This window comes from Anaeromyxobacter sp. SG17 (assembly GCF_022690695.1).
Classification (GTDB): domain Bacteria; phylum Myxococcota; class Myxococcia; order Myxococcales; family Anaeromyxobacteraceae; genus Anaeromyxobacter; species Anaeromyxobacter soli.
In genome coordinates this window covers 12,017-21,194 of sequence record NZ_JALCYX010000071.1, presented here as the reverse complement: position 1 = coordinate 21,194, position 9,178 = coordinate 12,017, and the positions used below count along the sequence as shown (strand labels likewise).

Below are 9,178 nucleotides of genomic sequence, written 5' to 3'. Positions count from 1 at the left end.
AGCGGCGAGGCGTTCCTCGGCGGCTACGCGCTCGCGCTCCGCGCCGGCGCTGCGGTGGCCGTGCTCGCCGCGGCGGCGTCGCTCGCCCGCGGCGCCGCCCCGGCCCCAGCGCCGCGAGGGTCGCCGCCGCGCACCGCATGAGGCCGCGCCGGGCGTTCGCTTTACGGTCGCCCGCCCTCTGCTACATTGCCCTCGTGATCGCCCTCGGGATCGACCCCGGCTCGCGCCGCTGCGGCTACGGCGTCGTGGCGCGCGAGGGGACGCGGCTCGTCGTCCTCGCGTCGGGGGTGCTCGTCCCCGGCGCGGACCGCCCCATGGCCGAGCGGCTGGCGCGCATCCTCGAGGGCCTCGCCGAGGTGATCCGCCGCTCGGGCCCGGCGGAGGTCTCGGTCGAGCAGGTCTTCTGCGGCGTCTCCGCGCGCTCCGCCCTCGTGCTCGGCCAGGCCCGCGGGGTCGCGCTCGCCGCCGCCGCGCAGGCCGGCCTCCCCGTGTTCGAGTACGCGCCCTCGGAGGTGAAGCTCGCCTTCACCGGCTCCGGCCGCGCGTCGAAGGACCAGATGCTCCGCACCGCCCGCATGCTCCTCGGCGCCGCGCCCGACCTCTCCGACGAGGCCGACGCGCTCGCGGTCGCCGTCTGCCACCTCGCGCGCCGCGCGGGGCGGCTCGCGCTCCCGTCCGTCCGGAACGTCGCGGTCGCCGTGCCGTCCGCCGGCCGGGCGCGCGAGGACGCCGTCGCGCCGGTCCCCGCCCGCGATCGCGCCGCCCGCGCCGCCGCGCGCCTGCGGCCCTCGCGCCGCGATCACCGGGGGCTCGCGTGATCGCGCGGCTCTCCGGGAAGGTCGCCGAGAAGGGCGCGGACCACGTCGTGCTCGACGTGGGCGGGGTCGGCTATCTCGTCCACCTCTCCGCCGTGTCCCTCGCGACCCTGCCGCCGCAGGGCGGCGACGCCGCGCTCCGCACGTTCACGAACGTGCGCCAGGACGCCATCGAGCTCTACGGCTTCGCGACGGAGGACGAGGAGGCGGTGTTCCGCGCGCTCATCGACGTGAAGGGCGTTGGCCCGCGCGCGGCGCAGAACATCCTCTCCGGCATCGACGCGCGCGAGCTCGCCCAGGCGGTCGCGGGCGCCGACGTGGCGCGGCTCACGAAGGTGCCCGGCGTCGGGAAGAAGACCGCCGAGCGGCTCGTCGTGGAGCTGAAGGAGAAGCTCGCGCTCCTCGCGCGCGCCGCCGGCCCGGGGCGGGCGAAGCCCGGCGCGGGCGTGCTCGAGCAGCTCCGCCAGGCGCTCGTGAACCTCGGCTACAAGCCGCCCCAGGCCGACGCCGCCGCCGACGCGCTGCGCGACGAGGCGGAGGGGAAGAAGCTCGACGCGCTGCTCCGCGAGGCGCTGAAGCGGCTGCGCGGCTGACCCGCGCGAGGGTCGCGACGGTCCGCCCCGGCCGCAGTGAGACGCAGGAGCGCTGCTGTCGGGGCAGCGTGCTAGCCTCCGCCGATCGATGACCGGCATACCCGTGCGCGAGGTGTCGCCCAGGGCGACCGACGGCGAGGAGCGGCTCGAGCAGTCGCTCCGGCCGGCCACGTTCGAGGAGTACGTCGGGCAGGAGAAGCTCGTCGAGAACTTCCGCGTGTACGCGAAGGCCGCGAAGGCGCGCGGCGAGGCGCTCGATCACGTCCTCCTCTCCGGACCGCCGGGCCTCGGCAAGACCTCGCTCGCGCACATCCTCGCCCGCGAGCTGGGCGTCGCGCTCCACGTCACGAGCGGCCCCGCGCTCGTGAAGAAGGGCGACCTCGCCGGGCTCCTCACCGCGCTCGCGCCACGCGACATCCTCTTCATCGACGAGATCCACCGGCTCTCGCCCGCGGTGGAGGAGGCGCTCTACCCGGCGATGGAGGACTTCCGCTTCGACGTCGTCCTGGGCGCCGGGCTCGGCGCGCAGACCATGGAGATGAAGCTCGAGCGCTTCACCCTCGTCGGCGCGACCACGCGCACCGGGCTCCTCGCGAGCCCGCTCCGCGACCGCTTCCCCATCCAGGAGCGGCTCGGCTACTACGAGCCGGCGGAGCTCCGCGAGATAGCGGTGCGCGCGGCGCGGAAGCTCGCGCTGCCGGTGGAGCCCGCCGGCGCGGAGGAGCTCGCGCGGCGCGCCCGCGGCACGCCGCGCATCGCCATCCGGCTCCTGCAGCGTGCCCGCGACTTCGCGGAGGTCCAGGGGGACGGCCGCCTCACGCGCGAGATCGTCGAGACGACGCTCGCGCGGCTGGAGGTGGACGCGCGCGGGCTCGACGCGATGGACCGCCGGATCCTCACCGTGGTCCTCGATACGTTCGGCGGGGGCCCGGTCGGCATCGACGCCGTCGCGGCGGCGGTCGGCGAGGAGCGCGACACGCTCGAGGACGTCTACGAGCCGTTCCTCGTGCGCGAGGGCTTCCTCGCGCGCACGCCGCGCGGCCGCGTGGCGCTGCCGCCGGCCTACGCGCACCTGGGGCGCGAGAGGCCGCACGGCAAGCAGGGCAGCCTGATCTGAAGCTGCGGCGCAGGGACTCCTCGGTGCTCGCGGGGGACGCGAGACGCCGCGCCTCACCACGACATGCGTCGCGCGCGCCAGGTGCCGCGCCGCCCCATCACGCGGACGAGGAGCCACCCCGCCACGAACCCGAACACGTGGGCGATCACCGCCACGCCCGGCGATCCGCCGAAGACCACCGACAGGATCTGCAGCGCGAACCAGAGCCCGATGAAGAAGGACGCGGGGACCGCCACGAGCCGGATGAAGATGAAGATGATGATCGCGGAGAGCACGCGCGCGCGCGGGAAGAGCGTCATGTACGCAGCGAGCACGCCCGCGATCGCGCCGCTCGCGCCGACCATCGGCACGTAGACGTCGCCGCTCGCCGCGGACGCGACCGTCTGCGCGAGCGCGGCCGCGACGCCGGAGGCGAGGTAGAAGAGCACGAACCGGCCGCGGCCGAGGGCGTCCTCGACGTTGTTCCCGAAGATCCAGAGGAACAGCATGTTCGACCCGAGGTGCATGAGGCCGCCGTGCAGGAACATGCTCGTGAAGATCGTGAGCGGGACGGGCACGTACGCGCGCGGCCAGGGGTCGGTGAGCGTGAGGATCTCGTAGGGGATCGCCCCGCCCCGGAGCGCCGTCTCGTTCAGCCGCGCGCTCATGAAGGCGACGACGTCGCCGCCGGAGGCCACGAGCGCCGGCAGCGCGAGCGCGTCGATCTGCCAGAGGTAGACGGCGACGTTGAGGGCGATGAGGGCGATGGTGATGACGGGTGTGCGCTCGAGCGGGGTGTCGTCTTTCAGTGGGATCAAGCGTTCGCCTCGGGTCGCACGTGCTATAAGCCGCCGCACGAAAATAGTCGTTCGCCCGTGCCGGCCTGACACGGATGTCGCGGTCCCGTCACAGGGAAAGAGGGCGCGAGCCCCCGCGAGCGAGAGAGCGGGCGAGCGCCCGCCGCCGGCGGCCGGATTCCCGGGGAGCTACGAGGGGTTGGCGCAGGCCCAAGCCGGGGACGAAAAGCGGCCGAAATCCGAGGTGATTGGCACATCGATTGCTCGGAAGGGTGCCGCACGGGCCGACGAGCCCACCGGACCTTCATCATGATGACCTACTGGAACCAGCGAACGGTGGCGAAGCGCGTGAGCTGCACGGGGGTGGGACTCCACTCCGGCAAGCCCGCGACCCTCACGCTCGCGCCGGCCTCGGCCGACTCTGGCATCACCTTCGTGCGCATGGATCTCGGCGTCGAGATCCCCGCCAAGAACGACCTCGTCGTCGACACGATGCTCTCCACGAGCGTCGCCCTCGGCAGCGCGCGCGTGTCCACCGTCGAGCACGTGCTCGCGGCGCTCTCCGGGATGGGGATCGACAACTGCCGCGTCGAGGTGGACGGGCCGGAAGTCCCCATCGTGGACGGCTCCGCGGCGCCGTTTGTCTGCCTCATCCAGGAGGCGGGCGTACAGCAGCTGCGCGCCGGCCGCCGCTACCTCGTGGTCGACCAGGCCGTCGAGATCCGCGACGGCGACAAGCTCGCGCGCCTCGAGCCGGCCGACGGCTTCGTCGTCGACTTCACCGCCGACTTCGACCACCCGCTCGTCACCAACCAGTCGTTCCGGGTGTCGCTGTCGGATCGCGCCTTCGAGCGCGAGGTGGCGCGGGCGCGGACGTTCTGCTTCAGGCGCGACATCGAGCGGATGCAGGCGGCCGGCCTCGCCAAGGGCGGCAGCCTCGACAACGCGATCGTGATCGACGAGTTCTCGATACTGAACCCGGAGGGCCTGCGCTTCCCCGACGAGTTCGCCCGGCACAAGGTGCTCGACGCCATCGGCGATCTCGCCCTGCTGGGCATGCCGGTGGTCGGCGCGCTCACCGCCGTGAAGAGCGGCCACGCGCTGAACCAGGCCCTGGTGCGCAAGGTGCTCGCCGATCCCGCCTGCCACCGCGTGGTGCGCGTCACGGCGGAGTCGGGCGTGCCGGAGCGCCGCCCGGTGACGCTGGGCCTCCCCGAGATCGCCTAGCGCGGCATGGCCGCGCCGGAGCTGTTCCACCGGATCTCCGAGCCGGACTCCGCCGCGGCGCGAAAGCGCGTCGTCGCGCTCGGGCTCGAGGGCGTGATCGACTTCCGCAACGTCGCCTTCGACGCGCACCGCGACGCGCTCGCGGCGCACGGCGGGAGCGCCACGCCCGCGCTGTGGGACGGCGCGCGGCTCCACGTGGGGCTCGCCGCCGTGCGGGCGGCGCTCGAGGCGCTGCCTTAATGCGCGTGATGGTCGCCGGGGTGCACCTCCCCGCGCCACGCGCCGGTCTCGCTCGCGCGCTCCTCGATGAAGCGCTTGAAGCGCTGGAGGTCGCCCTCGACGCGCCGGGACACGACGCCCAGCACGTCGCCGACCTTCTCGACGAAGCCCTTGGGATCGTACTCCAGCGCGAGCGTCACGCGGCAGCGCTGCCCGTCGAGCGGCGTGAACAGCACGACGCCCGAGTTCACCGCGCCGGCGGTGTGCCGCCAGGCGATGCTCTGATCCGGGACCTGCTGCACGATCTCCGCCTCCCACTCCTCGCGCTTCCCGCCGACCTTCGCGATCCAGTGGAGCGTCGTGTCGTCGATCTGGTGGACCTCCTCGACGCCCTCCATGAAGCGCGGGAACTCCTCGAACTGCGTCCACTGGTCGTAGACCATCCGGACCGGCCGCTCGATCTCGATGCTCTTCTCCACGCGTGCCATGTGTCTCCTCCCTCGGTCGAACGCCCGCCCAGCTCCGCGGCGGGTCCCTCCGTCCATCACCCGTGAAAGCCTTGGCACGCAGGTGGGCATTGTCAGCGGCGGTGCTGGCGCGCGCGCGAGTGGCCATGATCCACGGCGGCGTCCGACACGCGGCACGGCGCGACGGCTCGCCGGCGGACGGCAGAGCGAGGGAGGGGAGCGATGACCGGAAGCTGCGAGGTGTGCGGGAACGAGTACGACAAGGCCTTCGAGGTGACGGCGGGCGGCAAGCGGCACGTGTTCGACAGCTTCGAGTGCGCCATCCAGGCGCTCGCGCCGCGCTGCGCGCACTGCGGGTGCCGGGTGATCGGCCACGGCGTGGAGGCGGGCGGCAAGCAGTTCTGCTGCGCCCACTGCGCGCACGCGACGGGCGTGCACGCGCTCCAGGACCGGGCGCAGTGACGGCGCGGCCGGCGCGGGCGGTCGTCGCGCCGGCCGCCGCGCCGCACCGGGGCTAGCCGCTCAGGCGTGCGTCCGGACCTCGCCGGCGGCGCCGTTGCCGCGCGCGCGGCGCGGAGCGGGCGTGGGGGCGACGAGCCGGTCGACGAGCCGCTTCGCGATCGCGGTGCCGGCGGCGATGCCGGCCGCGGCGAGGATCTTGTCCCGCATCGACTGCTCCGCGGCCACCCGGTCCGGGTGCTCCATGAGGCGCGAGAGGGCGCGGGCCGTCTCGCGCGCCCTGCGGCTCGGACGCTGCGCCTCGCGGCGCGAGCGGACCGCGAACGCGACGAGGCCGCCGACCACCAGCGCGGCCACGACCCCGGCGCCGATGACGGCCACGGGGTGGCGCTTCGCCTGCAGCCGCAGGTCGAACAGCTCGTGCCGCCGGCGGTCCAGCTCTCCGATGAGCGCGCCGAGGTCGTTGCGGAGCGCCTCGATCTCGCCCGAGACGCGGCTGACGTTCTGCGGGGATCCGTCCTTCATGCGATCCGCTCCTTCGCGAAGCGAACGTTGTCCTGGAGGGAGCGACGGGTCGTGTCGAGCGGCTTCCTCACGCGCTTCGCCCAGCCCCACAGCCCGACCGCGGTCCCCACCGCGAGCACCACCGCCGCCACGAGGAGCGACGCCGCCCAGCCTGGCATCACCTGGGCCTCGAACAGCGCGAACACGATCGCCGTGAGGAGCAGCTGGAGCACCATGAGCGCGCAGACGCCCGCGACGCCGAGCCCGCTCGCCATCTTGATCTCCGAGCGGAGGTCCTCCTTGAGCTCCGCCTTCGCGAGCTCGACCTCCTTCCGGGCGAGCAGGCTCGCCTTCTGGGCGAGCTGCGTCACGAGGTCCCGGGTCTTCGCCGCCCGCAGCGGGTCCGGCCGGGGGGCCGAGGGCTCCCGCGCCCCTGCCTCGATCAAGCGCTCATGCTGATCCATCCCGTTCTCCTCCGCGCCTCGGCGCCGCCCGTGTCCGAGTGAGAAGTTGCGGCCGGCGCGCGGCCGGCGCAGCGGGCCGGCGGGCGATCCGACGGGGCCCTCAGGTCGTCACGTCTCGGGGTGCGGCCGAGGGAGCGGCCCGGTCGGGCTTCCGGCGCAGCGCGCGGCTCCGGGCGGGAGGCTCGCGTCGCTCGCCTCCTCGCGATCCTCCAGCGGCCCCTCAGGAGAGACGCACCCGCTCGACGCCGTCGGGACCGGGGAGCCGCTGCCGGCGGGTGAGCACCGGCTCGAACAGGTCGCCCATCCGCTCGACCCGGCGAAGGACGTCCTTCGCCTCGAGCACGAGGCCGTCGCCGCGGCGGGTGCGCGCCGCCTTCTCGACCTCTGCCCAGGTCACCGGGGCGGACACCGTCGGGCGCGCCCGGGCCCGCAGCGAGTACACGGAGACCGTGGTCTTGTGCGGATCGTTCTGGCTCCAGTCGACGAGCACCTTCCCCACGCGGAGGTCCTTCTTCATCCGCTCCACCACGAGCTTCGGGTGCCCCCGCTCGAGCACCTGCGCCACGGCGTGGGCGAAGGGCTTCGTCTCGTCGTAGGTCGCCCTGCCGCCGAGCGGGACGTAGAGCTGGAGACCCTTCGAGCCGGAGGTCTTTGGGTAGACCTCGAGCTCCAGGCGGTGCAGGAGCTTGCGGACGAGGAGCGCCACGTCGCAGCAGGTCACGACGTCCGCGGGCGGGCCGGGGTCGAGGTCGAACACGATCGTCGTCGGCGTGTCGATCGCGTGCGCGAGCGACAGCGACGTGTGCAGCTCGAGGTCGGCGATGCTCGCCGCCCAGATGAGCGACGGGAGGTCGTTCACGACGCAGTAGTCGATGAACTCGTCGTTCCGCTCGCTCCACACCTTCGCCGTGTGTACCCACTCCGGCCGGTGAGGGGGGCAGCGCTTCTCGTAGAAGAACATGCCCTCGACGCCCTCCGGGTAGCGCTTCATGGTGAGGGGCCGGCCAGCCAGGTGCGGCAGCAGCGCCGGCGCGATCCGCGCGTAGTAGTCGACGACGTCGCCCTTCGTGAACCCGGCCTCCGGGTAGAAGACCTTGTCCAGGTTCTTGAGGACGAGGCGGCGCCCCCCGACCTCGACCTCGACGCCGGCCTTGCTCGCGGAGGCCCGCCGCGCGGCGGGCCGCTTGGGCCCGGGCTCGCTCGCGGGAGCGCGCCTCGCCGCCGGCCGCTTGGGGCGGGCGGTCACGGCCGCTTCTTCCTCGCCGCCTTCTTCTTGCCGGCGGCGCGCGCCGCCACGGCGGGCCGGTGTCGCCGCTCGCCTCGCGCCGGGTGCGCGGCGGGCTCGCCCCCCCGCCGGCGCGCTGCGGCGAGGCTGGCGGACAGCGCATCCGCGAGGCTCACCACCTCGGCGGGCGCGCGCTCCGCCTCGGGGGCCTCGATCGTCTCGCCCTCCGCCTTCTTCTCGACGAGCTCCAGGACGCGCTCGCGGTACGTATCGGGGTAGCGCTCGGGCTCGAACGCGGTCGTGAGGGAGCCGACGAGCTGCTCGGCCATCGCGAGCTCGCGCTCGGCGGGCTTCGCGTGCCGGGGGAGGTCGAGCGAGGACACCGGGATCACCTCGTCGGCGCGGTTCATGGTCGAGAGCGCGAGCGCGTCCTCGATGGGGCGAACGCAGCAGAGCGACTCGCGCGTGCGCAGCACGAACGTCGCGATCGCCACCTTGCCCGAGCGGCGCATCGCGTCGAGCAGGAGGGCGTACGGCTTCGCGGCGCTCGCCTCCGGCACGAGGTAGTAGGTGCGGTCGTAGTAGATGGGGTCGATCTCGGCGAGCTCCACGAAGTCGTGGATGTCCACCGTGTGCGTCGCCTTGGGGTCGAACTTCTCGAGCTCGTCGGGATCGAGGGCGACGTACTTCCCCTTCGAGATCTCGTAGCCCTTCACGATGTGCTCGTAGGGGACCTCGACGTCCTCCTTGGCGCAGAAGCGCTTCAGGTGGATCCGCCCGCCGTCCTTGTCGTGGAGCATGTTGAAGCGGACCTCTTTCTGCGTCACCGCGGTGACGAGCTTCACCGGGATGTTCACGAGGCCGAACGTCAGCGCTCCGCTCCAGATCGCTCGAGCCATGGATCGTCCCCCCTGAGTACGATCGTGCGCCCGTCGGCCCGCGGCAACGCCGGGTGGGGCCCGACGCGGGGTGCCGCTTCACGGCGGCGGCACGGGAGCGCAGGTTTTCGGGGACGTGAGGAGGGCGTATGCCGCGAAAGCCCGAGGAAGAGCGCCGGAAGGAAGGCCGCGACGAGACCCCACGGACGGATCTGCCGCCGCGGCGGGAGCCGTACTACGAGGGGTACTTCGGCACGGAGGAGGAGGAGGGCGCCGTCCGCGAGGAGGAGAGCGGCGACGAGCCGCGCCGCGGGGCGAGCGAGGACGCCGCGGGAGGAGACCGGGAGATCGTGTGAGCGACGGGGCGCGCGCTCCCACGGGCGGGGTGGGCGCGCGCCGGCCCCCCCGAGGCCCCCCCCCTGCCGTTTCAGTGC

General features: G+C 73.6%; 13 protein-coding genes. 7 read left to right on the top strand and 6 right to left on the bottom strand.

All coding sequences use genetic code 11. The features are described from left to right. The first annotated feature begins 194 nt into the window (after window positions 1–194). The 3 genes from ruvC to ruvB all read left to right on the top strand — a co-directional run bounded on the left by ruvC (window position 195) and on the right by ruvB (window position 2,525). On the top strand, window positions 195–818 hold the full coding sequence (gene ruvC, locus MNY60_RS19430; protein ID WP_242354013.1) for a crossover junction endodeoxyribonuclease RuvC: 624 nt from the start codon (window positions 195–197) through the stop codon (window positions 816–818). Next, on the top strand, window positions 815–1,408 hold the full coding sequence (gene ruvA / locus MNY60_RS19425) for a Holliday junction branch migration protein RuvA (RefSeq protein ID WP_242341281.1): 594 nt from the start codon (window positions 815–817) through the stop codon (window positions 1,406–1,408). The genes ruvC and ruvA overlap by 4 nt, the downstream gene beginning before the upstream one ends. An 88-nt stretch (window positions 1,409–1,496) precedes the next feature. Further along, window positions 1,497–2,525 carry a Holliday junction branch migration DNA helicase RuvB gene (gene ruvB, locus MNY60_RS19420; protein ID WP_242354028.1) on the top strand — a complete coding sequence of 343 codons (1,029 nt, stop codon included), beginning with the start codon at window positions 1,497–1,499 and terminating at the stop codon, window positions 2,523–2,525. Window positions 2,526–2,578: 53 nt separating this feature from the next. Here ruvB and MNY60_RS19415 read toward each other — a convergent pair whose 3' ends face one another. Next, a complete protein-coding gene (locus MNY60_RS19415) occupies window positions 2,579–3,322 on the bottom strand; it encodes a rhomboid family intramembrane serine protease (RefSeq protein ID WP_242341279.1) in 744 nt (247 codons plus the stop codon). A 291-nt stretch (window positions 3,323–3,613) separates the two neighbouring features. Between MNY60_RS19415 and lpxC the strand changes: the two genes are divergently transcribed. Then, window positions 3,614–4,528 carry a UDP-3-O-acyl-N-acetylglucosamine deacetylase gene (gene lpxC / locus MNY60_RS19410; RefSeq protein ID WP_243337325.1) on the top strand — a complete coding sequence of 305 codons (915 nt, stop codon included), beginning with the start codon at window positions 3,614–3,616 and terminating at the stop codon, window positions 4,526–4,528. A 6-nt stretch (window positions 4,529–4,534) separates the two neighbouring features. Continuing rightward, complete coding sequence (locus tag MNY60_RS19405) at window positions 4,535–4,768, top strand: hypothetical protein (RefSeq protein ID WP_242354033.1); 234 nt, start codon at window positions 4,535–4,537, stop codon at window positions 4,766–4,768. Here the strand turns inward: MNY60_RS19405 and MNY60_RS19400 are convergent. Continuing rightward, on the bottom strand, window positions 4,765–5,235 hold the full coding sequence (locus tag MNY60_RS19400) for an SRPBCC family protein (RefSeq protein WP_242354035.1): 471 nt from the start codon (window positions 5,233–5,235) through the stop codon (window positions 4,765–4,767). The two genes, MNY60_RS19405 and MNY60_RS19400, sit on opposite strands and share 4 nt — an antisense overlap. A 201-nt stretch (window positions 5,236–5,436) precedes the next feature. On the opposite strand from MNY60_RS19400, the gene MNY60_RS19395 reads away from it, so the two are divergent. Beyond that, on the top strand, window positions 5,437–5,676 hold the full coding sequence (locus MNY60_RS19395; protein ID WP_242341275.1) for a hypothetical protein: 240 nt from the start codon (window positions 5,437–5,439) through the stop codon (window positions 5,674–5,676). A gap of 60 nt (window positions 5,677–5,736) precedes the next feature. On the opposite strand, the gene MNY60_RS19390 is transcribed toward MNY60_RS19395, so the two are convergent. The 4 genes from MNY60_RS19390 to MNY60_RS19375 all read right to left on the bottom strand — a co-directional run bounded on the left by MNY60_RS19390 (window position 5,737) and on the right by MNY60_RS19375 (window position 8,765). Beyond that, window positions 5,737–6,198, bottom strand: coding sequence for a hypothetical protein (locus MNY60_RS19390; protein ID WP_242341274.1), 462 nt, complete (start codon window positions 6,196–6,198; stop codon window positions 5,737–5,739). Continuing rightward, window positions 6,195–6,641: a phage holin family protein gene (locus MNY60_RS19385; protein WP_242372769.1), complete on the bottom strand. Its 447-nt coding sequence runs from the start codon at window positions 6,639–6,641 to the stop codon at window positions 6,195–6,197. Before MNY60_RS19385 ends, MNY60_RS19390 begins: the two co-directional genes overlap by 4 nt. A 220-nt stretch (window positions 6,642–6,861) precedes the next feature. Further along, window positions 6,862–7,887 (bottom strand): non-homologous end-joining DNA ligase, encoded by a 1,026-nt coding sequence (gene ligD, locus MNY60_RS19380; protein WP_242341273.1) that lies wholly within the window; start codon window positions 7,885–7,887, stop codon window positions 6,862–6,864. After that, a complete protein-coding gene (locus tag MNY60_RS19375; RefSeq protein WP_242354037.1) occupies window positions 7,884–8,765 on the bottom strand; it encodes a Ku protein in 882 nt (293 codons plus the stop codon). Before MNY60_RS19375 ends, ligD begins: the two co-directional genes overlap by 4 nt. 128 nt (window positions 8,766–8,893) lie before the next feature. On the opposite strand from MNY60_RS19375, the gene MNY60_RS19370 reads away from it, so the two are divergent. Next, entirely contained in the window at window positions 8,894–9,100 is a 207-nt protein-coding gene (locus MNY60_RS19370; RefSeq protein ID WP_242336823.1) for a hypothetical protein, read from the top strand. Window positions 9,101–9,178 lie beyond the last annotated feature (78 nt).

Coding starts and splice junctions, on each gene's coding strand:
- ruvB (WP_242354028.1), top strand. CDS start 1,497: ATGACCGGCATACCCGTGCGCGAGGTGTCGCCCAGGGCGACCGACGGC.
- lpxC (WP_243337325.1), top strand. CDS start 3,614: ATGACCTACTGGAACCAGCGAACGGTGGCGAAGCGCGTGAGCTGCACG.
- MNY60_RS19405 (WP_242354033.1), top strand. CDS start 4,535: ATGGCCGCGCCGGAGCTGTTCCACCGGATCTCCGAGCCGGACTCCGCC.
- MNY60_RS19400 (WP_242354035.1), bottom strand. CDS start 5,235: ATGGCACGCGTGGAGAAGAGCATCGAGATCGAGCGGCCGGTCCGGATG.
- MNY60_RS19395 (WP_242341275.1), top strand. CDS start 5,437: ATGACCGGAAGCTGCGAGGTGTGCGGGAACGAGTACGACAAGGCCTTC.
- MNY60_RS19390 (WP_242341274.1), bottom strand. CDS start 6,198: ATGAAGGACGGATCCCCGCAGAACGTCAGCCGCGTCTCGGGCGAGATC.
- MNY60_RS19385 (WP_242372769.1), bottom strand. CDS start 6,641: ATGGATCAGCATGAGCGCTTGATCGAGGCAGGGGCGCGGGAGCCCTCG.
- MNY60_RS19375 (WP_242354037.1), bottom strand. CDS start 8,765: ATGGCTCGAGCGATCTGGAGCGGAGCGCTGACGTTCGGCCTCGTGAAC.
- MNY60_RS19370 (WP_242336823.1), top strand. CDS start 8,894: ATGCCGCGAAAGCCCGAGGAAGAGCGCCGGAAGGAAGGCCGCGACGAG.